This window comes from Metabacillus sp. KH_069 (genome assembly GCF_057838075.1).
Genome location: NZ_CM174460.1, coordinates 201,053 through 224,079, shown reverse-complemented (window position 1 = coordinate 224,079; position 23,027 = coordinate 201,053). Strand labels below are relative to the sequence as shown.

26 protein-coding genes and 1 riboswitch are annotated in these 23,027 nt (G+C 42.3%); of the genes, 8 read left to right on the top strand and 18 right to left on the bottom strand.

What is annotated here, in order from left to right; all coding sequences use genetic code 11:
* The first annotated feature begins 123 nt into the window (after window positions 1-123).
* On the top strand, window positions 124-444 hold the full coding sequence (locus tag AC3ISE_RS01265; protein WP_489222749.1) for a thioredoxin family protein: 321 nt from the start codon (window positions 124-126) through the stop codon (window positions 442-444).
* 120 nt (window positions 445-564) lie between these two features.
* On the opposite strand, the gene AC3ISE_RS01260 is transcribed toward AC3ISE_RS01265, so the two are convergent.
* Window positions 565-1,335, bottom strand: a complete 771-nt coding sequence (locus AC3ISE_RS01260; protein ID WP_489222748.1) for a class I SAM-dependent methyltransferase — start codon at window positions 1,333-1,335, stop codon at window positions 565-567.
* 62 nt (window positions 1,336-1,397) lie between these two features.
* On the opposite strand from AC3ISE_RS01260, the gene AC3ISE_RS01255 reads away from it, so the two are divergent.
* Complete coding sequence (locus AC3ISE_RS01255; RefSeq protein WP_489222747.1) at window positions 1,398-1,535, top strand: hypothetical protein; 138 nt, start codon at window positions 1,398-1,400, stop codon at window positions 1,533-1,535.
* Here AC3ISE_RS01255 and uptA read toward each other — a convergent pair.
* The 8 genes from uptA to AC3ISE_RS01215 all read right to left on the bottom strand — a co-directional run bounded on the left by uptA (window position 1,532) and on the right by AC3ISE_RS01215 (window position 7,528).
* Window positions 1,532-2,131, bottom strand: a complete 600-nt coding sequence (uptA, locus tag AC3ISE_RS01250; RefSeq protein WP_489222746.1) for an undecaprenyl phosphate transporter UptA — start codon at window positions 2,129-2,131, stop codon at window positions 1,532-1,534. The two genes, AC3ISE_RS01255 and uptA, sit on opposite strands and share 4 nt — an antisense overlap.
* Before the next feature lie 64 nt (window positions 2,132-2,195).
* A complete protein-coding gene (gene ytvI / locus AC3ISE_RS01245; protein WP_489222745.1) occupies window positions 2,196-3,230 on the bottom strand; it encodes a sporulation integral membrane protein YtvI in 1,035 nt (344 codons plus the stop codon).
* Window positions 3,231-3,497: 267 nt separating this feature from the next.
* Entirely contained in the window at window positions 3,498-4,199 is a 702-nt protein-coding gene (locus tag AC3ISE_RS01240; protein ID WP_489222744.1) for a hypothetical protein, read from the bottom strand.
* Window positions 4,196-5,065, bottom strand: coding sequence for an ABC transporter ATP-binding protein (locus AC3ISE_RS01235; protein WP_489222743.1), 870 nt, complete (start codon window positions 5,063-5,065; stop codon window positions 4,196-4,198). The genes AC3ISE_RS01240 and AC3ISE_RS01235 overlap by 4 nt, the downstream gene beginning before the upstream one ends.
* The gene (locus AC3ISE_RS01230) at window positions 5,055-5,432 is read right to left on the bottom strand and encodes a GntR family transcriptional regulator (protein WP_489222742.1); all 378 of its coding nucleotides are present in this window, start codon (window positions 5,430-5,432) and stop codon (window positions 5,055-5,057) included. The genes AC3ISE_RS01235 and AC3ISE_RS01230 overlap by 11 nt, the downstream gene beginning before the upstream one ends.
* Before the next feature lie 146 nt (window positions 5,433-5,578).
* Window positions 5,579-5,905, bottom strand: coding sequence for a DUF3889 domain-containing protein (locus tag AC3ISE_RS01225; protein ID WP_489222741.1), 327 nt, complete (start codon window positions 5,903-5,905; stop codon window positions 5,579-5,581).
* Between the two features lie 49 nt (window positions 5,906-5,954).
* Window positions 5,955-6,833: a GNAT family N-acetyltransferase gene (locus tag AC3ISE_RS01220; protein ID WP_489222740.1), complete on the bottom strand. Its 879-nt coding sequence runs from the start codon at window positions 6,831-6,833 to the stop codon at window positions 5,955-5,957.
* A 71-nt stretch (window positions 6,834-6,904) separates the two neighbouring features.
* Window positions 6,905-7,528, bottom strand: a complete 624-nt coding sequence (locus AC3ISE_RS01215) for a TetR/AcrR family transcriptional regulator (protein ID WP_489222739.1) — start codon at window positions 7,526-7,528, stop codon at window positions 6,905-6,907.
* Between the two features lie 164 nt (window positions 7,529-7,692).
* Window positions 7,693-7,800: riboswitch (SAM riboswitch) on the top strand.
* Window positions 7,801-7,899: 99 nt separating this feature from the next.
* Between AC3ISE_RS01215 and AC3ISE_RS01210 the strand changes: the two genes are divergently transcribed.
* Window positions 7,900-9,186, top strand: a complete 1,287-nt coding sequence (locus tag AC3ISE_RS01210) for a Na+/H+ antiporter NhaC family protein (RefSeq protein ID WP_489222738.1) — start codon at window positions 7,900-7,902, stop codon at window positions 9,184-9,186.
* A 71-nt stretch (window positions 9,187-9,257) separates the two neighbouring features.
* Here the strand turns inward: AC3ISE_RS01210 and AC3ISE_RS01205 are convergent, their stop codons facing one another.
* The 7 genes from AC3ISE_RS01205 to AC3ISE_RS01175 all read right to left on the bottom strand — a co-directional run bounded on the left by AC3ISE_RS01205 (window position 9,258) and on the right by AC3ISE_RS01175 (window position 14,694).
* The gene (locus tag AC3ISE_RS01205) at window positions 9,258-9,914 is read right to left on the bottom strand and encodes a TetR/AcrR family transcriptional regulator (RefSeq protein WP_489222737.1); all 657 of its coding nucleotides are present in this window, start codon (window positions 9,912-9,914) and stop codon (window positions 9,258-9,260) included.
* A gap of 60 nt (window positions 9,915-9,974) precedes the next feature.
* Window positions 9,975-10,988, bottom strand: coding sequence for an ABC transporter permease (locus AC3ISE_RS01200; protein ID WP_489222736.1), 1,014 nt, complete (start codon window positions 10,986-10,988; stop codon window positions 9,975-9,977).
* A complete protein-coding gene (locus AC3ISE_RS01195; RefSeq protein ID WP_489222735.1) occupies window positions 10,985-11,710 on the bottom strand; it encodes an ABC transporter ATP-binding protein in 726 nt (241 codons plus the stop codon). Before AC3ISE_RS01195 ends, AC3ISE_RS01200 begins: the two co-directional genes overlap by 4 nt.
* A 132-nt stretch (window positions 11,711-11,842) precedes the next feature.
* The gene (locus AC3ISE_RS01190; RefSeq protein WP_489222734.1) at window positions 11,843-13,222 is read right to left on the bottom strand and encodes an aldehyde dehydrogenase; all 1,380 of its coding nucleotides are present in this window, start codon (window positions 13,220-13,222) and stop codon (window positions 11,843-11,845) included.
* A 117-nt stretch (window positions 13,223-13,339) separates the two neighbouring features.
* A complete protein-coding gene (locus AC3ISE_RS01185) occupies window positions 13,340-13,828 on the bottom strand; it encodes a cupin domain-containing protein (protein WP_309194621.1) in 489 nt (162 codons plus the stop codon).
* Window positions 13,818-14,009, bottom strand: coding sequence for a hypothetical protein (locus AC3ISE_RS01180; protein WP_133313745.1), 192 nt, complete (start codon window positions 14,007-14,009; stop codon window positions 13,818-13,820). The genes AC3ISE_RS01185 and AC3ISE_RS01180 overlap by 11 nt, the downstream gene beginning before the upstream one ends.
* A 76-nt stretch (window positions 14,010-14,085) precedes the next feature.
* Window positions 14,086-14,694 (bottom strand): class I SAM-dependent methyltransferase, encoded by a 609-nt coding sequence (locus tag AC3ISE_RS01175; RefSeq protein ID WP_489222733.1) that lies wholly within the window; start codon window positions 14,692-14,694, stop codon window positions 14,086-14,088.
* A gap of 373 nt (window positions 14,695-15,067) precedes the next feature.
* Here AC3ISE_RS01175 and AC3ISE_RS01170 point away from each other — a divergent pair, with 373 nt between their 5' ends.
* A complete protein-coding gene (locus tag AC3ISE_RS01170; RefSeq protein ID WP_489222732.1) occupies window positions 15,068-16,318 on the top strand; it encodes an MFS transporter in 1,251 nt (416 codons plus the stop codon).
* Between the two features lie 195 nt (window positions 16,319-16,513).
* Here the strand turns inward: AC3ISE_RS01170 and AC3ISE_RS01165 are convergent, their stop codons facing one another.
* Window positions 16,514-17,254, bottom strand: a complete 741-nt coding sequence (locus AC3ISE_RS01165) for a YqcI/YcgG family protein (protein ID WP_309194625.1) — start codon at window positions 17,252-17,254, stop codon at window positions 16,514-16,516.
* 198 nt (window positions 17,255-17,452) lie between these two features.
* Here AC3ISE_RS01165 and AC3ISE_RS01160 point away from each other — a divergent pair, with 198 nt between their 5' ends.
* The gene (locus AC3ISE_RS01160) at window positions 17,453-19,168 is read left to right on the top strand and encodes an ABC transporter ATP-binding protein (RefSeq protein WP_489222731.1); all 1,716 of its coding nucleotides are present in this window, start codon (window positions 17,453-17,455) and stop codon (window positions 19,166-19,168) included.
* A 218-nt stretch (window positions 19,169-19,386) separates the two neighbouring features.
* Here AC3ISE_RS01160 and AC3ISE_RS01155 read toward each other — a convergent pair whose 3' ends face one another.
* A complete protein-coding gene (locus AC3ISE_RS01155; protein WP_489222730.1) occupies window positions 19,387-20,364 on the bottom strand; it encodes a ring-cleaving dioxygenase in 978 nt (325 codons plus the stop codon).
* Window positions 20,365-20,553: 189 nt separating this feature from the next.
* Here AC3ISE_RS01155 and AC3ISE_RS01150 point away from each other — a divergent pair, with 189 nt between their 5' ends.
* From AC3ISE_RS01150 to AC3ISE_RS01140, 3 genes are all read left to right on the top strand, one after another.
* Window positions 20,554-21,501, top strand: coding sequence for an ATP-binding protein (locus AC3ISE_RS01150; protein ID WP_489222729.1), 948 nt, complete (start codon window positions 20,554-20,556; stop codon window positions 21,499-21,501).
* A gap of 3 nt (window positions 21,502-21,504) precedes the next feature.
* On the top strand, window positions 21,505-22,473 hold the full coding sequence (locus tag AC3ISE_RS01145) for a tetratricopeptide repeat protein (protein ID WP_489222728.1): 969 nt from the start codon (window positions 21,505-21,507) through the stop codon (window positions 22,471-22,473).
* 74 nt (window positions 22,474-22,547) lie between these two features.
* The gene (locus tag AC3ISE_RS01140; RefSeq protein WP_170292880.1) at window positions 22,548-22,994 is read left to right on the top strand and encodes a DUF4385 domain-containing protein; all 447 of its coding nucleotides are present in this window, start codon (window positions 22,548-22,550) and stop codon (window positions 22,992-22,994) included.
* Window positions 22,995-23,027 lie beyond the last annotated feature (33 nt).

Below are 23,027 nucleotides of genomic sequence, written 5' to 3'. Positions count from 1 at the left end.
CTTTATAACATTCGAGCGGCACACCTTTTTGCGTCCGCTTAAAAGTTTATTTGGACCTGCATAAGCAATTGGTGAATGCAAAATCTCAATTATGTATTAAAATAAAAGCAAGGAGGCATGATCATGAAGCAAATTACATCTAAAGAACAGTTTCAAGAGTTAATTACCCAAGATCAAGAGGTGCTAATCAAATTTTTCGCAGACTGGTGCCCTGACTGTACGAGAATGAATATGTTCATTGATGAAATCATTGAGACTTATTCTAAATATGAGTGGTACGAAATCAATAAAGATGAGTTCCCTGAACTTGCAGAAACCTATCAAGTAATGGGCATCCCAAGCATCCTGATCTTCAAAAACGGAGAAAAGCTTGGACACCTTCACAGTGCTAATGCAAAATCACCAGAGCAAGTGACGGAATTCCTTCAAGAAAAGCTCGGATAAGTTTAAGGGCTAGCCCAATCAAAATTTGCATCACCGCTGGAACTGACACCACTAATTATGTATACAGAAAAGCAGGCAGGGAAAACAGAAGTTTTTTCCTGCCTGCTTTATTTTAGGGACTTACCTGACAGACCCATCTGGTTTTCTTGCTTCAAATGTAATGGTCTGCTCAGCATGAACCGGTGCTTTTCCATATGTATAATCAGCTGAAATCACAATGTCTGTAAATCCAAGCCGCTCTAAAACCAGTTTAAATTCACGTACACCGTACCATCTCATCGCAAATCTCTGCAGTTCAGTGTCAATCAGCTTTCCGTCCTGCCACTTTTCATATTTTAAATAGCTTACCGAATACTGCTCAAGGAAATCCACTTCCACCCGCTTTGATTCCATTGTAATCACGTTTTGTTCAGGTGTAACCCACGTTTTTGTTATGACTTCATTCAAGGCTGTACCAGGCTGCAAATAAAGATCAAGAATCAGACGGCCGCCTGCAGCCAGATGATCATAAAAATTCTTCAGGGCAAGTATCGATTTCTTTCTGTCTTCAATCAGCAAAAACGTTCCTGCCGGAATGATGATGGCCTCGTATGTCCGGTGCAGTTTCATCTCACTCATATCCATTTCATGAAGGACAGGAGACAGTCCCCTTTCCTCGCAGCGCTTTTTGCATGACTCAAGCATTTCCGGCGATTGATCAATCCCTTCTATGTTCAGTCCATCCTGAAGCAGAGGAATATAGATTCTTCCTGAACCGGTTCCCGGCTCTAAAATACGTCCTTTTACTTCCCTTAGACGCTCCCTGTAATATTCAACGTCTCCAAAAGAATGGCCGACCGGCTTATCGATATCATAAACTTCCGTTGCAAGCCTGCTGTAGCTGCTGAACATAAAACCCGCCTCCCCAGTAGAATGATGTTATTATTTATAGCCTTAATCCAGTGGCTCATACATTGGAAATGAGGAATCGTCCGTTTAACTCAGGCATCACAGATAAGTCTGGGTTTGACTTTTTTGCCGGATTTGCTTTGGACGAAAAGCTTGAGCTTCCTCTTGCTGTCGATTTAATCAAACGTTTGTTTAACCCTTAAATCCTCTTTGTGCGCGGATCATTGCGCTTTACAATATAGTAGCCGATCCCCGCAAGCGCCATAATAATGACCATTGGGATAATATAAGGTTCAGCAGCATATTTAATCTCTGTCCAATTCGTGCCCAGCTGAATCCCCAAATATAAAAAGAAAATCGTCCATGGAATCATGGCAGCCACTGTATAAACAGTAAACCTCCATAACGGCATCTTCCCGATTCCTGCTGGAATGGAGATGGCATGTCTTACAACCGGAATGAATCTTGCTGTAAAAATCACTCCGGCACCATACTTTTCAAACCAGGCTTCTGAAAGATCCAGATGATGTTTATTAATAAATAAAAACTTCCCGAACTTTTCAAGAAAGGGTCTTCCGCCATAATACCCCATCCAATAAAGGAAAACTTGAGCAAGCGTTCCTCCAATCACTCCCGCAACAACCGCTCCTGCAAATTCAATTTGTCCAAGAGAAATTAAATAGCCTCCATACCCCAGAACAATTTCACTCGGAATCACCTCAATCATTAATCCCAGAGCAATCCCGTAATAGCCTAAATCAGCCAGAATCTCTAAAAGTGAATAAATGAATTCCTTCATAATTGCTCCTCTGCTTTGTATTTTCTAAAAAGAAAACAGCACTGACCGATCATCAAAACACGGGTCAGAACTTAAAGTCCGTTCGAATCATACGTGCTTTTCTAAGCGTGTCAAAAACAATGACAAGGGCAGGTCCTGCGAATAATCCGATAAATCCAAGGAGTTTAAATCCTATGAAGAGGCTGATCAGAGCCGCTAAAGGCGTAATGCCCATGCTGCTTGAAAAGATTTTAGGTTCAATGACCCTTCTGACCACCGTGATGACTAAAAAGAGAATCACCAATCCAATCGATAAAGCTTGGTCATTTTGAAAAAATGCGTAGATCGCCCATGGAACGAGGAAGGATCCTGTTCCTAGAATCGGCAGAATATCCACAATGACAATCAGGAGAGACAAAACCACCGTGTAAGGAACTGAAAGGATAGATAGCCCCGCAAACGCCATCACAAACGTCAGGGCGCTTAAAAAAATCTGGGCTTTGACAAAACCAATCCCTGCTTTATTTAATTCTTCCAAAACAAGAACAAGTTTCTCCTTTGTTTTCATTGTTAAACTGTCTGCAATCATCCTTTTTAAGCGGGGAAGCTCAAGGCTGAATAAATATAAAGCAATGAGATAGATCAGGATTTCAAACATAAAACCGGGCAGAAAGGCAATAAAATCGATCAAACTGTTTAAAAATCCATTCACCCCTTCTTCAAACGACTTAAGTCCCGCTGTAAACGATTCTTCCAGCGATTGGACAACCCCTCTTGGAATGGTTTCCTGCACTTGTTCCCATTTCGTCAAAGTAGGCTGGATAATGCTCGCATAAACCTCTTCAATAATTTCCGGGAGACTTGATGCAAATGCAACAAATTGATCAAAGACAACTTTAACTGTAAAGTAGCCAATCATCCCCAGCATTGCAGCATAGGCTGTAAATGCGGTAAAAACGGCAAGACCCCGTCCAAACTTCAAATGGTTTTGCAGCCTCTGCACAGCCCCTTCCAATATAAGGGCAGTAACTAATGCAAATAGAAGAGATAGGCTTAGCGGCAGAAGGATTATGGCCACGACAATTAAAACACTGAGCAAAATCCATTTTTTCTTGTTCACCTTTTCGTTTCTCCTTTTAATATATATGCTTGTTCCTCTCATTATAATCTATTAAAAGCAAATCAAGTGATATTTAAAAGCGCAAGCGCCCGTTTAGCTCCGACAGACAGATAAGGATCCGACAGAAAAGGCGCTTTTTGCCTTTACTGGCGGATCCGTTCTGGCCGAGGAGTTGGGCGATGGAGCTAGACATCGAAGCGCAAAATTTTATACTTTCTTAATTTCATATAAAAAAGCAAGCCATAATCAGCCTGCTTTTAAAGTCAGTTATCGCGTGGAAACTGTCTTCGCGGCCGCTTTTATCAGAACAAACCAGCCTATTGCCAGAAAGACCGCGCCGATTCCAATCAAATAGCCATAATGCTGAAGGGCCTGATCGCCTAAAAACTCAAAACCTGTGTTGATAAATTCATTGCGGACAGCAGGAATGAACAAAAGGACAGCACCCAATCCAATCGCAGCATATCCTCCTAATAAACCAAACCGGTAAAACAGACTGCCGAGAAGAAAGAAGCCTGATAATAAGAAGAAGCTGAGAGCCCCGTCAATAAAGAAATTGACAAGATACAGATTTTCATGCCCCAGAAATTTTGCCATGTAATAAATCTTGAAATTCTCATTCACCATCATGGAACCCATTCCTTCAAGCACCATGATTAATAGAGTGTGAGCAGCCGCCATAAACATAGCGAGCATGAGGAGAAAGAGACTCGTGGCCACATAGTAATTTCTTCTTGTAGCCCCCCTTTTGATGCTGAAGGGATATGTTTCTTTTACAGTCATAAACCCGGCGATTGCGCTGAAAATATAGACCGCTGCCCCGCTTGAGACTGTCAGGTTTCCTCCGGTTGTAAGCTGAATGCCAAAGGATAAAGCCATGCAGCTGATCAGAATGGCCCAGAAGATCGTAAGAGAATTTCGAATATCCAATACTTCAAACAATAAGATGCCGCGGCATTGTCTTATCATGCAGAAACCCCCCCTTTCGGTTTTGCTGTTAAATAAACCATTAAATCCTGAACCGGCACATGTTCAACCTGCAATCCTGCCTTTTTAGCCTCCACGCGGTTTTCACCATACAGGACGGCCTGTTCCATACTTCCAAATGATTTGCGGTAAATGACGTTTTTGTTTTTTACAAATTCCGCAACTGCTGATGAAGATCCATTGACCAAAAACGATTCCTCTCTGAGTTCATCTGCATTTTTCTGCATCAGCAGCCTGCCTTCAGATACAATGAGCACTTCTTCCAGCAGCCGGCTGACTTCATCTATTAGATGAGTAGATAATATAAACGTACGCGGATATTCTTCGTACTCTTCCAATAGCAAATCGTAAAATCTGCTTCTGGCTGCAGCATCCAGACCAATATATGGCTCATCAAATATCGTAATTGGCGCCCGGCTTGCAAGACCAACCGTTATTCCCAGTGCAGATTCCATTCCCTTTGATAATGTTTTGACTTTCATATTTCCATGAAGATAAAAATCCTCGAGCAGTTTTTCAGCTGTTTCCCGGCTCCAATTCGGGTAAAAGCAGCGTGCGATTTTCAGGACATCTTTTATCTTTAATCCTTTTTTAAAATTTTCGCTTTCATTGATCAAACAGATCGACTCCGTTATCTCTTGATTTTCATAAGGTTTTTGATCATTTATTAACACCGAACCACCCGTCGGCAGGATCTGACCGGCAAGAATCTGCATCAATGTCGTTTTACCGGCTCCATTCCGGCCCAGCAGGCCGTAAATCTTATTTTCTTCAAGTTCCAGTGTAATGCCGTTAAGCGCGCTTTTCTTGCCATAAACCTTTGTTAATTCATTCATATTAACCCTCATTATGACCGCTCCCTTTTTCAAGCATTTCTTTTAGATCGTTCACACTGATATTCAATTTTGCCGCTTCCATCTTCAAGGGCAAAATAAAGGCTTCGTAAAATTGCTCTTTCCGCTTGAGGGTTAATATCCCCTTTGCCCCTTCAGCTACGAACATCCCAATCCCTCTCTTCTTAAAAAGAATGCCTTTCTCCACTAACTGATTGATCCCCTTCGCTGCTGTTGCCGGATTAATTTGATAATGTGCCGCGAACTCATTTGTCGATGGAACTCTCTCTCCTTCCTGAACCATGCCGTTGATGATGTCATCTTCTATCTGCTCCGCTATTTGCTGAAAAATCGGTCTGTCGGTATCTAAAAATGGATTCATATGACCCCTCTTTCGGTTCATTTGTTAATTGGTTAGTTACTTATGTAATTAACTATATATCACACTGTAAAACATTGTCAATATAAAATCTGAAAATGGACTAATTCCAAATAAAAAAGGCAATCCCCTAGAGGGACCGCCTAATTTTAACCTGCCTTTTCAAATGTAACCTTGACCACTTTTTTGGTTTTCTCATTATATTCAACGAAAACAAATAGTTGAAACGTTTTATTCTTTTCCTTCAGCGTAAGCTTGAACGTTTCAATTGAAGTTGCTCTTTTTCTTTTTTTTCCTACATGCAGATAGTCTGTGATTTGGGCACCTGGGTATTTTTCCATGGTCTTGCGCATCGCAACTCTTCCGAACTCTTCGTAGGAAAGCACTTTTGTTTCTGCATGAGCTTGAACTAAAAACGCGGTCATACTGCTTCCTGCCAAACAGAAAATCAGCAAGATGTTCAGCCATCTTTTCATTTTTACAATCCCTTCTTTCTTTTTCATAGGGTTTGTAAATGAATGGATTCTATGCAGACATCTCTTTGATCATAAACACCTGCTCTGCTTTTTCGATGAATCCCTCTTTTTCTAAGATTTCATGGACCAGCTGATTGGATTTAGATAGATTGACAGCTGTTCTTTGAATCTCTTCCGTGTTAGAGAATGCGAATGCTTCATGCAGCAGCGAGCGCAAAAGGGCTTCTTTCTCCTGATGTTCAGGGTGTGCCTCACATTGAAATAAAAGGATGCCAGATAGCGTTCCGTCGTCCTCATATTTCCGTTTTGACAGGGCGAATCCGATGGTTTCCCCTTTTTCGTCTACAGCAAGAATAGACTCACCATCTCTGATGTTTTGCCACTGCACCTGCCATGGCGCCAGCTTGTTATAGAAAGGGATATTCTGTACGTCCCGCGGCTTTTTTACCTGAACACGGAATCCGCCTTTTGATTTTTCGAGCTTAAGCGGAGCTGAATGTCCGAGGTGTGCAATCCTGTCTACTACCTTATAGCCCATTTTTTCATAAAGCTTAATCGCACGATCATTATGAGAAACGGCTTCAAGAGTAGCTGTGTCTACATTTTCTTTTTTGTAAAGGGATAATACCTCTTCCATCAGCTTGACCCCTACTCCTTTGCTTCGGTACTCAGGAGCAACACCGGTTCCGCCGTTCCATGCAATTTTTTTGCCATCAATGGTTCTGATTCCATTCAAAACAAGCCCAACCGGCTTCGAGCCGTGAAAAGCAACTACAGATAATGCCGGCGAAAGGTTTTCAAGCACCATTCGATTAAAAAAATTCTCAAGAGACAGCGTCATATCAAAATAATATCCCTCAAAGCCTTTATTCCATGCGGTTAATGCTTCTTCAAGCGTACATTGAGACAATCTTTTAATGGTGATCATAACGTACCCCTTTTCTCAGTAGACTGTAAGCTTTCTAACCTCTTAGTGTCTGGGATGATCCTTTTAAAAACTTAAGCTCTCCCTTTTTCCAAGTACAAGAAGATCATTTCTTCTAAAGCGCGAATTTGTTTTTCATAAGGGTAACTCCCGCCTATTACTGAATAGTGAAGGCAAATGCCATCTATAGTTCCCCACACCATAGAAGATACGAGCGAAGGATCAGTGTCTTTGTTGAATTCATTCTGCCTGATGCCTTCTTCGATGATCTCAATGAGCAGGGCCTGATAGACATTGTCATAACGGTCTGTCATGACTCGCTTCAGCTCTTCGTCCCTGCCTGAGTGAATCCAGAATTCAAGGTGAACCCCGATCATTCTCTGCCACTTTTGAGACAGCTCAATTTCCGCGTAGTTTTTGAAAAACTGGTGAAGTTTTTCTTTTGCAGTTCCGCTCTCTTGAAAGGTATTTTTCAGCTTGGTGATATTCTCCTCTGTCCGCATCTGCATCAGCTGAAGATAAATTTCTTCCTTGCTTTTAAAATAGTTGTAGATCGCCCCTTTGCTTAACCCGGATTCAGCAACAATATCGTCTATTGTTGCAAGCTGAAATCCTTTTTCGCCAAATGCCTTAAGGGCACTTTCCAGGATATGGCGCTTCTTTTTTTCCTTGTATTCATTTGAAACGATTGGAGCCACTTTTACACCGCCTTCCTTAAAAACCGACTATATAGTTTATTTTATTCCACTGATGACGGTAAATTCAAACAATTTCGAAAAAATATTTGTTAAATCTACCATTTGACTTTTACACAATAACCCCTTAATGTAGGAAAGGACTTTTTTAAAAGCTCACATATATCTTCTTATTAAGAGAGGCAGAGGGACTGGCCCTGTGACGCCTCGGCAGCGGACTCGGATTTCCGAGTGCTGTGCCAATTCCAGCAAGCCCTGTGCTTGAAAAATGAGAAGAGCTTATTTCCATTCCGGATATAAGATCTCTTCTTATTTTAGAAGAGATCTTTTTTTATGCACACTGAAAGATCCTTACGAAAAGAAAGGTGGTTCACATGGAAACGAAAGGAAATGGATGGGCGCTGCTGCCCTTACTCATATTTATCGGTCTGTTTGTAGGTTCCGGCATCATCACCGGAGACTTCTATAAAATGCCCATTCTAGTAGCAATCATCATTGCAGCGGGCGCTGCACTTATGATGAATCGAAAAGAAACATTCACTTCAAAAGTGGAGAGCTTTGCTAAAGGGGCAGGTCATCCTGATTTAATGATCATGGTGTTTATATTTATCTTGGCTGGGGCTTTCTCAGAAGTGGCCAAAGGAATGGGAGCAGTTGAATCAACTGTCAATCTTGCTCTTACCTTTTTGCCGCAAAGCTTTTTGATTGTTGGGTTATTTATCATTGGGGCTTTCATTTCACTTGCAATGGGTACTTCAATGGGAACAATTGCTGCGCTTGCTCCAATTGGCGTTGCCATCAGTGCAGAAGCTGATATTTCAGTAGCTCTTGCTATGGCTGCCGTAATTGGCGGTGCAATGTTCGGGGATAATCTGTCTTTTATATCGGATACAACGATTGCAGCCGTTCGGACACAGCAAACGGAAATGAGAGACAAGTTCAAGGTAAACTTCTTCATTGTTTTGCCGGCTGCCATTATAACTAGTGTCGTTTTAATTGTCATTTCTCTCGGCAATCAATCACCAGTTTCTCCCGGAGAATTCAGTTTCATTAAAATGGTGCCATATATAGCCGTTCTTGTAACAGCGCTTTTCGGAATGAATGTAATCGTTGTTTTAACTGGAGGTATCCTGCTTAGCGGAATCATCGGCCTTTCTGATGGCAGCTACACGTTAACGGCATTTCTTCAGAAAATAACAGATGGTATTATGGGGATGGCCGAATTAGTCATTCTTTCACTCTTAATCGGCGGAATGGTTGAATTAATTAAACGAAACGGCGGCATTCACTTTATTTTAGAAGCGATGACGCGAAGAATAGCTTCTAAAAAAGGAGCAGAATTTGCCATTGCCGGTCTTGTCAGCACGACAAACCTTGCAACTGCGAATAATACGATCTCTATTATTGCAGCAGGTTCTCTCGCAAAAGATATGGCGGTTAAGTATGAGATTGATAAACGTAAATCTGCGAGCCTTTTAGATATTTTCTCTTGCAGTATACAGGGGTTAATTCCTTACGGTGCTCAAATGCTGACTGCCGCTCAATTTGCTAAGATTTCACCAACTGATATCCTGCCATTCTCTTTTTACCCATTCTTAATAGCCATCATGGGTATTGTTGCTATAATTATAGGCTATCCGAGATTTAAAGAATCCCGGTAAATCTTATTGACAGAGTCCGTAAATCGGACTCTGTTTTTTATGAGAAAAAGCCGCTCATTCTACGAGCAGCCTTACCTCTTCATCAATCCATGCAAAAGAAACTGAATCGTATATTCTTTTTCCGCTTCATCATCCCAGTCCAGATCCGGCAGGATGATGAACCTTCCAATTAGGAACCCCATAATAGTGGTGATAATCATTCGAAGAACCGTTTCAGGAGGCATTTCAACCATCTCGCCTTTTGCCTGGAAGTGCGTGATCAGCTGCTTCAGCTTCTCAACTGCATGTTCTTGAACGACCTTGCGGAGCTCCCCCCTGAACTCTTCATGAAAAAAAACTTCCTGAAGCAGAATCTTGATCACTGGATGATTTTTCTTGATAAACTCATAGCGGTTTTCAAGAATGAATCTCAGCATTTGTTCAAGATCCTGATGATTCTGTTTTGTCACATCCTGAAGAAAATTCCTCACTAAAAACGGGGCAATGAATTTCGTTATGGTCGGCATGACAATCGAGAACAGCAGGTCTTTTTTCGTTTGATAATGACGGAAGATCGTGCCCTCTGCCACTCCCGCTTTTTTTGCAATTTCGCTGGTTGATGCTGCTGCAAACCCTTTATCTGCAAAAATTTCAATGGCAGCTTCCACTACCTTTTTTTGTTTTTCACTCATCTTGACATCTTCATCGGTCAGCTTAAGCAGTTCTTCAATGGAAAATTGATTGCTCATTTTTTAAAACTCCTCATTCATCTATATTCCCTATTATAAATGAAAAAGATAACACCGGCATTACAGCCTCCTCACCTTTTTCAACGCGAAGATATTAAGAATCAGGAAAGCGAGGGAAAATCCAAGCAGAATATAGACATCCTGTGCAATATCGCTCCATCCATATCCTTTAATCATAATCCCCTGCAGAGCATCCGCACCGTATTTAAGCGGCATGGCATAACTGATGGACTGCAGCCAATCCGCCATCGTTTCCAATTTAAAAAGACCTGAAAAGAAAATTTGCGGCACAATGACAAGCGGTATGAATTGAAACATCTGCAGCTCGTTATTTGCAAATGTAGACAGCAAGGTGCCTAGTGTTAAAGAGGTCATAGCAAGAAGAAACGTAATAAGAAGAACATAGAAATAAGGTCCTTCCATCATCATGTCCAGCACACTTATGGAAAATGCCGATATCAAAATGGCCTGAAATGTAGTAAAAATACCAAATCCAATCACATATCCAAGAACCAGTTCCCATCGTTTAAGCGGCGTCGCCATAATCCGGTCCAATGTTCCGCTTGTTCTTTCACGCAGAAAAGAAACACCTGCAATCAGGAAAACAAAGAAAAAGATAAATACGCCGATAAGAATTGGCCCGATGTTATCAAAGGATGTCATATCACTTGATCCGTGCAGGTAGTTCACATCAGGCTCTGCTTGCTGATCCGGTTTTACGCTTTTTTGCATAAGACCAAGCACCGCCCGGCTCACACTCGGATCAGAGCCTTCTAATGTAATCTCTGTTTCCCCTTTATCAAAAGAAACAAAAGCATCCAGACTGTCTGCTTTCACCCATTTTCCCGGTGCATTTTCATCGTATTCTATGACTTTACTATCATTATCCTTGAGAACTGTCACCAATTTCTCCGGGGCTCCGTACACGCCAATTTTAGGTGAGTACGCCTCACTGTCAAAAATAAAGTTCATTAATGTTAGGATAAACAGAGGGGCAATAAGCATCAGCGCCAGCGTTCGCTTATCCCGGACAAATTGCTGAATGATCCGAATCACAATCGCAAGCACTCTCATTCTTTTGCACCTCCATAAGCTAAAAATGCCTCTTCAATGGTGTTTGACTCAGAGTTTGATTTCAATTGTTCAGGCGTTCCTGAAGCGATAAGGATTCCTTCCCGAATGAAGCCAATCCTGTCACATTTTTCAGCTTCATCCATTACATGCGTTGTCACAACAATCGTCGTTCCTGTACGCCTGATGTTTTGAAGCTCCCCCCAAATCGACTGTCGCAGGATTGGATCAATCCCCACCGTCGGCTCATCAAGCACAAGGATCTGCGGTTCATGAAGCATGGCAATTGCAAGCGACAGACGGCGCTTCATTCCCCCTGAATAATCTCCTGTCCGTTTAGATGCATGTTCAGAAAGGTTAACAAGATCCATCACATACTGAATTCTCTCTTTTTTCTTCTTTCCTTTTAGACCGCTGAGAGCGGCAAAAAAAGCGATATTTTCTTTTCCGGTAAGCTCTCCGTAAAGAGCATCTGACTGTGCCATGAATCCGATCGTTTTCAGAGATTTTAAATCCGGCATTTTCACCCCTAACACGTTTGCTTCCCCGGTGCTAGCTTCTTCAATGCCAACTATCATTTTAATTAACGTTGTTTTTCCAGACCCTGAAGGTCCCAGCAGACCAAAGATTTCTCCTTTTCCTACTGAAAATGAAACATTTTTTATCACTTCTTTTTTACCGAATGATTTTGAAACTGATTGGAGAACGATGCTCTTTGCACTCATATGAAAACCTCCTAAATAAAAGTGAGTAATCACTCATTTATACCTTAAGCTATGTATATTCTTTTGTAAAGTGAGTAATCACTTTTTTCTTCGCTAAAAAGCAGCGAACCTTGTACAGTCCGCTGCTTTCTTTTATTTTAGCAATCTTCTTATCAATTTCAGTCCGTTTTTTGCGTTAGGATATCTGAAGCTGAAATCAAATTTTGTTGTTTGGTGGAGAACACTTTTGTAATGAGAAAAGGCTTCAAAGCTGTACTTGCCGTGATAATTGCCCATCCCGCTTTCACCTACTCCCCCAAATGGAAGATGCGGGGTTGCAATGTGCATGAGTGTATCGTTTATGCATCCGCCGCCAAAGGAAACCTGTTCAATGACCTGCTGCTCCGTCTGTTTACTTGAAGTAAATAGGTAAAGAGCAAGTGGTTTAGGGCGAGCTTGAATAAAGGTAATAGCTTCATCTAAATCGGCATATTCCATTACCGGTAAAATCGGACCGAAGATCTCTTCCTGCATAACAGCTGCATCCGCTTTTACCTCATCTAAAATCGTTGGAGCAATTTTCAATGAATCACGATCGGCTGTTCCGCCTAAAATTGCCTTACCGTCTGAGAAGAATTCCGTTAATCGATTGAAGTGCTTCCCACTGATCATCCTGCTGTAATTTTCATTCAAAAGCGGATTCTCACTGAACATTTCCGTTATTTCAGCTTGAAGCAGCGATAAAAATTCTTTCTTTACGTCACTTTGAACAAGCAGATAATCTGGTGCGATGCAGGTTTGACCCGCATTCGTAAATTTTCCGAAGGCAATTCTTTTTGCAGAGAGCTTCAAATCAGCATCTTTATGGATAATACACGGGCTTTTTCCGCCAAGCTCCAATGTGACCGGTGTAAGGTGCTTAGATGCTGCCTCCATCACGATTTTTCCGACGGGTACACTTCCTGTAAAGAAAATCGTATCGAATTTCTCAGCGAGCAGCAGTTGATTCGTTTCAATACCGCCTTCAACCACTGCGACAAGTTCTGCAGGAAAGATTTCTTCTACCAGGTCTTTCAGAAGCTTTGATACATTCGGTGCAAATTCAGACGGTTTCAGAATCGCTGTGTTTCCTGCTGCAATCGCGCCGACAAGCGGAGATATTGCGAGCTGAAACGGATAATTCCAAGGCGCAATAATAAGGGCTGTTCCAAAAGGCTCCGGAACAATTTTCCCAGTTGTACCAATGTGGGTCATGGCTGTTTTCACCTTTTTAGGAGCAGCCCATTTTTTAAGATTCTTTTGAGAGAAAGAAATCTCCTCGAGAAGGATGCCGATCTCTGTTGAATAGGCTTCGAACTCGGATTTGTTTAAATCCTTCTTCAATGCATCCATGATCGCACGTTCCTTTTCCTTTATAGCTAGACGAAGCTTGCCGAGCTGATCATATCTTCCCTGCACACTTCTAGTGTATCCTTTTAAAAAGTAGGCTCTTTGATTGGAGAGAAGAGCTTGTATTTGTTCTTCTGCAGTCATTTATTTTATCCACCTCTTAAAGTGTTTATATGTTTAATCTTATAAACATATAATACACGATGATAGGATTACCTGTCAATTAATATGGAATGTAAAGCAGGACAAACCAGCCTGCTTTCACTTCCAATAATCAAACATTGGTCCGCCTTTTCCTAATAAAGGATCGTTTTCAGGCAACGGTACGTTTTGAATACGATTTAATGCCTGCGGCCGCTCTTCTTTCTTACCGGTGCACATATCCATTTCCTGATCGTCTGGATAGGCTCCCATCACTTGAAAATCCGAGCTTTTTCCAATGCATTTATGTCCAACGCCCGCCGGAATAACTGCGACATCTCCTTGTTTAACCGAAACGGCAGTCCCATTTTCTCCGCCGAAAAGGATTTCGGCTGTTCCGCTGACTACCCCTAATACTTCATGGGAGGTGCTGTGATAATGATGGTAGTCATATACACCGTCTACCCATGTCCCCGTCCAGCCGTGCTCAAGAATCGTTGACTCGAACTGTTCTGTTGATGGAAAGGCTCCTTCGTAAATGAGAAGAGGCAGGTTCGGGTTATTGGGGATGCTGCCGTCGTCCTTGAACATGAATGTTTTAACGTTCACTTTTTTCCACTCCTTTGTTTATCGTTCCCGGTATGAGCAGACAGCCTGCCAACCCGAGGATACTGGCAAACCTTCTGATGTAGATTCCATAGGATGTATCTTTAAAGATAAATACATAGCATAACCCTATGACACAGGCAGTCAAAAAGAGAATCATACCGATATTATTACGGTTTATCACACAATCACCATCCTTATTTTTCCTTTTTTATTATAACAAGGATGGATGAACCTCTTATCTTAAAGTTATCTTAAACCTAAGTCGTCTTTTTTTGGGCAGTTACACAAACCGTAAGCTCAGGACGGACTTTTTTATACGAGACTTTTATATTTTCATACCCGCATGCAAGCATGTCATCGTGGATTTGGCGGCCGAACATTCTTGTTTTTTCTGCACTTGCATCCTCTTCCCTTGGCTGCATCGTGATAGCGATTACTCCGCCCGGCTTTAAAGATTTTGTGATGTTTTCCAGACCTGCGCGGGGATCATTCCAAATGGTGTAGTTATTAACGGAAAGGATACGGTCATAGGTACGCTCCGGTAATTGAACCTTCTCTGCGTCAGCTTTCATGAGCTTTACTCTCCCTTCTTCAATGTCAGATGCAAAATGCTTCTTTGCCTGTTCTTTCATTGTTTCTGAAACATCCACGCCATCAATCTTAATTCTTCGGTAGTTCTTAAGCATGTAGCCCATACTGTATCCAGGGCCAAAACCAATTTCTAAAATATGATCACCTGGCTTAATGCGTAATTTTGAAATCGTCCATTTATTGATCGTTTGATTTTCAAGTGCCATGATTTTGCCGGCAATGATTCCAAAAAAACCTTTTGGCTTGCTGAAATTTTTTGTAAATGCTGAAAACATGTCTGACACCTCTTACGGATTCGTCTTGTTCTTATCTTTATCACCAAACACAGTTTGTTAAACTCTGCCTGAAAGATAATTTACTGTATTGACAGGATTGGAGGTTGAACGTAAACTTAACTTAAACGTTTAAGTAATTCTATACCCTCTATTCATTTGGCTGTTTTCGCATAGATTGTTGTTTTTGATTATGAATGGTTTGCCTGTGGGGTCTCCCATTTTGCTCTATTTCCCGCAGAAGTCAAGTTCCTTCCGCTGCAATCCACTAAAGGTTTTTAACATTTAGTCCAATAGCAACAACTTTTACTTAAACAGCCTTTCATTTTTATAGAATTCCGTTAACTTAAACGATTAAGTTAAGGGGTTGACTGCCTTGGAAAATCCACAGTCCGTTCAGTTAGAATCAGTCGTTGTTAAGCCGCTCAGCTTATGGCACAACCGTACATTTTTGTCTCTCTTTGCAGCATATACCCTCTCTATTTTCGGAGGCACCTTTCACACGATTGCCTTGAATATTTGGGTGCTGAAGACATATGACAGTGCGACATTGATGTCAGCGATATTAATTACTCATCTCCTCGTCAGCACATGTTTTGCCTCTATTGCAGGGACTGCAGCAGACCGGATGAACCGGAAAAAAATGATGTGGATCGCTGACCTTATTCGGTGCGTGCTCGTCGTTGGGCTTGCCGCTGCGATTTCTGTGCAGACTCCTTTTTGGGTCATCATTCTTTTAACCGCTTTAACTGCGTTATCGGGGTTATTTAAAGCTCCGGCATTTAACGCCTCTCTCATCGATGTAGTTGGAAAGGAAAACATCCAAACCGCTACAGGAGCCATGAGTCTTGCAGACAATATTGCGAGAACACTCGGGTTTGCAGCAGGCGGAGTCATCGTGGCTGCTTTTGGCGGGGTCACTGCTATTTTAATTGATGCTTTTATGTTTCTTTTATCAGTCATTCTTGTCGTCATCGTAAAGGATTTCCCTGAACATCGGGCATCGTTTGCAGCAAGAACTACATTCAAGCAGGATTTTATAACTGGTTTCACTTATATATGGAAAGAGCCGTTTGCAAGAGCCATTACAATCCTCTCTCCTACGCTCATCTTGTTTTTCACAACCACTCTTATGATCATTCAGGTCATGGCAATCAAAGAATGGAAAGCAAGCCCGATTGAGTTCGGACTGATTGAAGCGAGCATCCCGCTTGGATACATGGCAGGTGCCGGACTGATTATGTTTTTAGGTGAAAAACTGGTGCACCGCGGTGTCCTCATTATCACCAGCATGATCGGACTTGGACCGCTTTACATGCTGCTTGGAGGGATAAATTCCGCTGCATGGAGCATCCCGCTTATTCTATTGGTTGGCTTCATGTTTTCTTTTTGTACACTGCTGGTAAATGTCATTCTTCGAATAGAAGTCTCAAGTGAGCTTCAGGGCAGAGTGTTCGGAATGATCGGGGCACTCACAAGTGTTCTGCCGCCGGCAGGATTAGCAGTCGCTTCCTTTTTCACAGATGAGTTTGGCGGAGGACGGGTCCTCTTTATTTGCGGTCTCTCGCTATTTGTAATCGGACTTGTCTGCTGGGCGCTTTTAAAAGATATTAAGAATTATAAATAAGTGCATATAAGAAAAGCGCAAGCGCCCGTTTAGCTCCGACAGACAGATAAGGATCCGACAGAAAAGGCGCTTTTTGCCTTTACTGGCGGATCCGTTCTGGCCGAGGAGTTGGGCGATGGAGCTAGACATCGAAGCGCAACATTTTATACTTTCTTATCCCTTAAAAAAGCTGCTTGATCAACAAGCAGCTGTCTTTTATTTATTCATGTTTCCGTGATTGAATGGACATTTCCCCTCGATCGGCTCGATGTCATCTCCGATAAAATATTGCTTCCACTCCCTGTGATCAGGGTCTCCGTAATGGCTGATGTTAGGATGCTTCGGAAGCTGATCCCACTTCTCCACGCGCTCTCTCACTTTTTCGCGGGACATGCTTCCGCCTTCTGAAGTCCCTTCTAGACCTTCAAAAATGCGGCGGGGCTGAAAACCAAGCACTAAACTGTTTCCCAAATCTCTCGTTTTCCGCTGTTTATAGGCTGGAGCGTTTCCAAAAACAAAGTACGGCTCATTTGCGAAAGAAAAGGCCCACAGATGATGATCCGGATCGTGAGGGTAATCTTCCGGCCACGGTTCCTTGTCATGATCATGGAGATATTGAAGAACATTCCAGAAGTACTCCCGGTAATAAGGAATTGATTTTTCGTCTTCCTCCGGTTCAACGAAAACAAATAATCCGTGGCGGATCAGTCTAGGTGCATCATCAAATAATTGCTTGAAAGCAATCAGAGCTTCAGGCAGATTTGACCAGTCTTCCTTTGAAACGTATGCATATCTGAGCTCTCCCTTTTTTTCGGCTGCCATCCCGAAATAACATGGAAAGGTTTTATCTGTTACGACATTATGAAAATTTTTGTATTCCCGAATGACCCATTCAGGGACAATTTCAGGGTTTGTCATATCTTCTTTTTCTAAAAGGAACTTAGGTTTTGTTATCATCTTTTCACTCCTTGAGAGATTGTGAGAAAGCATTCATACCTCATTAAATACCCTGCAAACAACCGCTTAAACCCTTTTTATATTTATTAAACAAACGTTTAATTAAGACCAGGTGCCATAAGATAAAAATTTCGTTGTTTTTACAGGGGGCCAGTCGCTATACTTATCATAGAAAATGGAAAAGGAAAGAGTGGTCGCATGCTGAAGCGTTTTTTCGCCTATTACCGCCCTTATAAGGGGTTATTTTTGATTGATTTTTCATGCGCGGTGATCGCCGGACTTCTCGAGCTCGGCTTCCCGCTTGTCGTTAATGCCTTTATTGACCGTCTCCTTCCAAGCGGAGACTGGAACCTGATTATCTGGGCTTGCGCAGGATTGCTGCTGCTGTACATATTAAACACAGTCCTTCAATACGTCGTTACCTACTGGGGGCACATGCTTGGGATCAACATTGAGACCGACATGCGCAAAAAGCTGTTTGAGCATATTCAAAAGCTTTCCTTCCGCTTTTTTGATAATACGAAAACCGGTCATTTAATTTCACGCCTTACAAATGATTTAATGGAAATCGGAGAACTTGCCCATCATGGCCCAGAGGATTTATTTATTGCAGTGATGACGTTAATAGGCGCCTTTTCTGTGATGATGGTCATTAACGTAAAACTTGCTTTGCTAACGTTTTTGGTGATTCCATTCCTGCTTTTCCTTGCCGTTTATTTTAATAATAAAATGACAGGCGCGATTCATCAGCTCTATACAGACGTTGCTGATTTCAGCGCTCGTGTTGAAAACAACGTCAGCGGAATCCGCGTTGTGCAGGCTTTCGGGAATGAAAGATTCGAGAAAGCTCAGTTTCAGGAAAACAATCTGCGCTTCCGCTTGTCAAAATTGCTTGCTTATAAAATTATGGCTATGAATTTATCAATCAGCTATTTCCTGATGCGGCTTGTCACCCTTTTCGTCTTAGTGTGCGGCACATGGTTCGTGATTCAAAATGAGCTTTCCTACGGTGAATTCATCGGTTTTGTCCTGTTAACCAATGTTCTTTTCCGTCCGATTGAAAAAATCAACGCCATCATCGAAAGCTATCCGAAAGGAATTGCAGGCTTTAGGCGTTATATTGAACTGATTGATACTGAGCCTGACATTGAAGATAAACAGGGTGCAGCTGACGCTGGATTGTTAACAGGGGATATCCGCTATGAAGGTGTATCCTTTGGCTATCAGAATGAGGGCAATGTATTATATGAAATTAATTTAACCATCCATGCAGGCGAGACGATTGCATTCGTAGGTCCATCCGGCGCCGGGAAAACGACGTTATGCAGTCTTCTGCCCCGCTTTTATGAAGTAAGCGATGGCCGGATTACGATTGATGGCACGGATATCCGCGACTTGACGCTGCACTCTCTGCGCAGGCAAATCGGAATTGTTCAGCAGGATGTGTTCCTTTTTTCCGGAACGATGAGAGAAAACATTGCTTACGGCAAGCTTGATGCAACAGAACGAGACATTTGGCAGGCAGCAAAGCATGCACAGTTAGAAGAACTGATCTATTCTCTTCCGGACGGACTTGATACGGTCATTGGAGAGCGGGGCGTCAAACTATCAGGCGGGCAAAAACAGCGCTTGTCCATTGCAAGAATGTTCCTTAAGAATCCTCCGATCCTTATCCTTGATGAAGCTACCTCCGCCCTTGATACCGAGACGGAAAAAGCCATTCAGGAATCTCTGGCCAAGCTGTCTGCAGGCAGGACAACGCTTGTCATTGCCCATAGACTGGCAACGATCAAAAACGCAGACAGAATCATTGTGGTCAATAAAGAAGGCATTGCTGAACAGGGTTCACATGATGAACTGATGGCAGAAGGGAAAGGGTACCGCAGGTTATATGAAGCACAGTTTCAGTCTTGAACCGCTTGCCGCTGGTGAATTTCAGATTAATGGACGGATTGGTTTACACATAAAAATGGTGTGTTTACTGATATTCGGACGGATTCCACTGATACAAACCGAGGTTTCACTGATAGACAGTCAAGTTATACCGATAAGACTCAAATTTACGCCGATACTTTTTCTTTCAGACTCAAAATAAAGACAAAAAGCTGATCCGTCACCCGGATCAGCTTTTTTTAGTTCAACTTCGTATTCAAAGGCTTCAATTTCGCTTCAATTTCCGCACGGCGATTTTCAAGGAACGGCGGAAGAGCAAGTGATTCGCCCAGATGATTCAGTTCTTCATCTGTATCAAATCCAGGTCCGTCTGTTGCAAGCTCGAACAGAATGCCATTCGGTTCTCTGAAGTAAAGAGAACGGAAGTAAAAGCGGTCTACAAATCCTGAGCTTGGAATTCTCTCAGATTTGAGTTTTTCAATCCATTTATGCATTTCTTCTTCATTATCCACACGGAATGCAACGTGATGGACACCGCCGCGGCCAAGACGTTCCTGAGGAAGATCGAGGCGTTCTTCAATGTGAACCTCTGCCCCTGATCCGCCTTCGCCTGTTTCAAATACTAAAATATCAGGCTGTCCAGACACGTCAGATGGATAACTTCCCTTCGCTCTAAACCCGAGAATATCTGTTAGAATTTCAATGGTTCTCTCAGGCACTGCAACTGTTAACTTAACAGGTCCAAGACCAATGATGGCAAATTCGGCTGGAACCGGACTTTTATCCCAAGGCTGTCCTCCGGCAACTCCAGCATTCTTTTCATCAGAAACCAAGATCAGACGCTGTCCTTCAAAGTCCCTGAATGACAAAGTCTGGCGGTTTCCCGCTTGAACAATCTCACCATGTTCCACATTGTGTTCTTCAAATCTTTTTTTCCAATATGCAATGGCATCGTCATTCCGTACACGCAGAGATATTGCAGATATACTGTTGACCCCTTCATGTACGCGTCCTGCATTTGGAATTTCAAAGAAGGTAAGCTCCGTCCCGGGATTTCCCTTCTCATCTCCATAAAATAGATGATAAACAGATACATCATCCTGGTTAACGGTTTTCTTTATTAATCTTAAGCCTAACGTTTTTGTATAAAACTCATAGTTTTCAGGTGCTTTAGCTGTGATGGCTGATACATGGTGAATCCCTTTTAGCGGCTGCATGTTTATCCCTCCAAATATTATCTTGAATTCGAGATATTTTCTATACTTACAATATACACGCTCTGATTTGGGATGTCAAATAAAGCCGGCTTGTGTTTTTTAAGCATTCCCTCTTCTCTCTTTTTAACTGTTGGAAAAACTTTCATATTTTGCTAGTATCAAAGAGGAATGTTTTATAGGAGGGATCTCATGAGCTCTGGAGATGACAAGAGACGGAAAAACTTAAAAGTCATTCAGTTTGATAAGGACAAAAACAGTTTAATTGAAACGCTGCAGCCTAAGGAAACGTTCGAAGATGTCGGCGGGCTGGAAGACGTTAAAAAGCGGATCCGCATGGACTTTATCATGCCCATCCAATCTCCTGAGTTTTTTCAGGCATACGGAAAAACAGGCGGAGGAAGCTTGCTGCTGTATGGTCCTCCGGGATGCGGAAAGACTTTCCTTGCTAAAGCGATTGCCGGTGAAATTGATGCAAGCTTCATTCACTTGGAGCTGCAGGCCATTCTCTCTATGTATGTAGGACAAAGTGAGCACAATCTCCATGATATTTTTGAAAAGGCACGTGAGCAAAAACCGTGCGTCCTGTTTATCGATGAATTGGATGCGCTCGGAGGCAATCGTCACCGCATGAGCCAGCACCATGACCGTGTGCTTGTCAATCAGCTTTTAGTTGAGCTTGACGGCCTGCAGTCTTTCAACGATCAGGTGTATATTATCGGCGCCACGAACACCCCTTGGTACCTTGATCCTGCCCTGCGCCGTCCAGGAAGATTCAATTCGCTGCTGTTTATTCCGCCGCCGTCTGAAGAGGAACGTGAGCTGATTCTTTCCATCAAAACCAAAGATAAGCCGCAGGATAAGCTTGATCTGTCTAAAATTGCAAAGGTTACCAGCCATTTCTCAGGGGCAGATTTAACCCAGGTAATCGATGATGCCATATCCAAAGCGATTGAGCGTTCTCTTGAACAGGGCTCCCTTCAGCCAATGTCCAATACCGATTTAATGAAGTCAGCCAAAGATCGGAGCCCCACGACCCTTGAATGGTTTGCCACCGCAAAAAATTATGCTACCTTCAGCGATACAAATAAAGATTACAAGAATGTGCTTCACTATATGAAGACACACGGAATCAGGTAGGATATGATAAATTTTCATCTTCAACAAATCGGGCGCATTCAAAAGCTCAGAGACTGGAGAAGATACGATGAAGCGATTGAAGAAGCACAGCACCTCATCTCATTGGACCCTGAAATTGCCCAATCTTATTCAATCCTTGCACACGTTTATTCTCATAAAGAAGACTTTGAATCAGCGATTTACTTTTCAAAAGAAGCATTAAAAAAGGACCCTGAGGACTATACCGGCAACTTCCTGCTCGTCAGTTCTTATTATCAGACCGGTGATATGAAGGCTTTCGATCTTTCGGTTGAAGACGCATTGCGATTGTATCCGGACACAGCACATTATTATTATTTAAAAGCCATGAGAGCTTTTCATAAAAACAAGGTCAAGGATTCCCTTAAGCTAATGGAGAGCGCTCTTGCGCATGAGAGCGAAGATCCTGTTTACCTTGCAGCTTACTGTGACTTCCTTCTCCTTGCCAACAAGAAAAAAGAATCCAGGGAATTCGAACGGATTGCCTTAGAAAAAAATGAGAATGATCCGCACGTCTTCTTTTCCTTGGCTGGTACTGCTTTTAATCGCGGGGACTACAAGCAGGCCAGAGAGATGAGCCGGCTTGCTGCCGAAATCGAGCCTGAGGAAGAAACATACAGAGAGCAATACGTGGAATTATTGAAAACAGCCTATCCCATTCATACATTCTTCCTGCGTATTGTACAGGTGAATTCCTTTTTGAGAAGAAAATCAGCGGTCTTATTGTGGATTGTTCTGATGTTTATCTTTTTTGTCTTAAACCCGCTCTTCTGGCTGTACCTGTTATGCGTACTGTGTCCTTATTATGTCAGCAATTTCATAACTGGCCTGCTTGTAAGACGGAAGCTCGGCATTACCCGAAGGAAACAGAAGACCAGCATTTCAACTGCCATTCTAACTGGAATATTCATTGTTTTGGCTGGAATGGGAGCCGTATCAATCTTCATGAAATAAATATCTTTTCCAGCACATTCAGCTGTTTCCCTTTTTTATCACCGGGGGTATGGTAAGAAAGAGAGGTGATTCGTGTGGCATTTAATTATGATGAGGACTTTGAAAACACGGATTTCCGAAAGAATCCAGAGAAATACCGCGTGGGCAGAGGCGAACAGGGTGTCCTGCTTGTAGAGCCCTATAAAAGCGAAATCTTGCCTCATTGGCGCTTTAAAACGCCTGAGATCGCAAAGGAATCCTCGGAAAAGATTTATCATCTTTTTCTGGAATACAAAGATAACGATGACTTTGTCGGTATGGACATGGCACGGAAGTTTCTGCAGATGGGATATACACGCGCAAGAAGATATGCCAATTATAAAGGCGGACGTAAGTATAAAGAAGATGGAAACATTCATAAACGGGAAATTGACGAGGAAAAAGCAAAGTCTGCTGCCATCTTTAAAGAAATGTGGATTGCCGTGAGAGAAGACGAGGAATATTTGGAATTAAAGAAAGAGCATCAGAAAAAGTATGGTTAAAAAGCCTATCATTGTCAGACAATGATAGGCTTT

Excerpts from the sequence above, each read along its gene's own strand:
- AC3ISE_RS01190 (WP_489222734.1), bottom strand. The coding sequence starts at position 13,222 with ATGACTGCAGAAGAACAAATACAAGCTCTTCTCTCCAATCAAAGAGCC.
- AC3ISE_RS01200 (WP_489222736.1), bottom strand. The coding sequence starts at position 10,988 with ATGAGAGTGCTTGCGATTGTGATTCGGATCATTCAGCAATTTGTCCGG.
- AC3ISE_RS01265 (WP_489222749.1), top strand. The coding sequence starts at position 124 with ATGAAGCAAATTACATCTAAAGAACAGTTTCAAGAGTTAATTACCCAA.
- uptA (WP_489222746.1), bottom strand. The coding sequence starts at position 2,131 with ATGAAGGAATTCATTTATTCACTTTTAGAGATTCTGGCTGATTTAGGC.
- AC3ISE_RS01240 (WP_489222744.1), bottom strand. The coding sequence starts at position 4,199 with ATGATAAGACAATGCCGCGGCATCTTATTGTTTGAAGTATTGGATATT.
- AC3ISE_RS01165 (WP_309194625.1), bottom strand. The coding sequence starts at position 17,254 with ATGATAACAAAACCTAAGTTCCTTTTAGAAAAAGAAGATATGACAAAC.
- AC3ISE_RS01205 (WP_489222737.1), bottom strand. The coding sequence starts at position 9,914 with ATGAGCAATCAATTTTCCATTGAAGAACTGCTTAAGCTGACCGATGAA.
- AC3ISE_RS01155 (WP_489222730.1), bottom strand. The coding sequence starts at position 20,364 with ATGCAGCCGCTAAAAGGGATTCACCATGTATCAGCCATCACAGCTAAA.
- AC3ISE_RS01175 (WP_489222733.1), bottom strand. The coding sequence starts at position 14,694 with ATGTTTTCAGCATTTACAAAAAATTTCAGCAAGCCAAAAGGTTTTTTT.
- AC3ISE_RS01260 (WP_489222748.1), bottom strand. The coding sequence starts at position 1,335 with ATGTTCAGCAGCTACAGCAGGCTTGCAACGGAAGTTTATGATATCGAT.
- AC3ISE_RS01195 (WP_489222735.1), bottom strand. The coding sequence starts at position 11,710 with ATGAGTGCAAAGAGCATCGTTCTCCAATCAGTTTCAAAATCATTCGGT.
- AC3ISE_RS01145 (WP_489222728.1), top strand. The coding sequence starts at position 21,505 with ATGATAAATTTTCATCTTCAACAAATCGGGCGCATTCAAAAGCTCAGA.
- AC3ISE_RS01150 (WP_489222729.1), top strand. The coding sequence starts at position 20,554 with ATGAGCTCTGGAGATGACAAGAGACGGAAAAACTTAAAAGTCATTCAG.
- AC3ISE_RS01230 (WP_489222742.1), bottom strand. The coding sequence starts at position 5,432 with ATGAATCCATTTTTAGATACCGACAGACCGATTTTTCAGCAAATAGCG.
- AC3ISE_RS01220 (WP_489222740.1), bottom strand. The coding sequence starts at position 6,833 with ATGATCACCATTAAAAGATTGTCTCAATGTACGCTTGAAGAAGCATTA.
- AC3ISE_RS01235 (WP_489222743.1), bottom strand. The coding sequence starts at position 5,065 with ATGAGGGTTAATATGAATGAATTAACAAAGGTTTATGGCAAGAAAAGC.
- AC3ISE_RS01160 (WP_489222731.1), top strand. The coding sequence starts at position 17,453 with ATGCTGAAGCGTTTTTTCGCCTATTACCGCCCTTATAAGGGGTTATTT.
- AC3ISE_RS01225 (WP_489222741.1), bottom strand. The coding sequence starts at position 5,905 with ATGAAAAGATGGCTGAACATCTTGCTGATTTTCTGTTTGGCAGGAAGC.
- AC3ISE_RS01210 (WP_489222738.1), top strand. The coding sequence starts at position 7,900 with ATGGAAACGAAAGGAAATGGATGGGCGCTGCTGCCCTTACTCATATTT.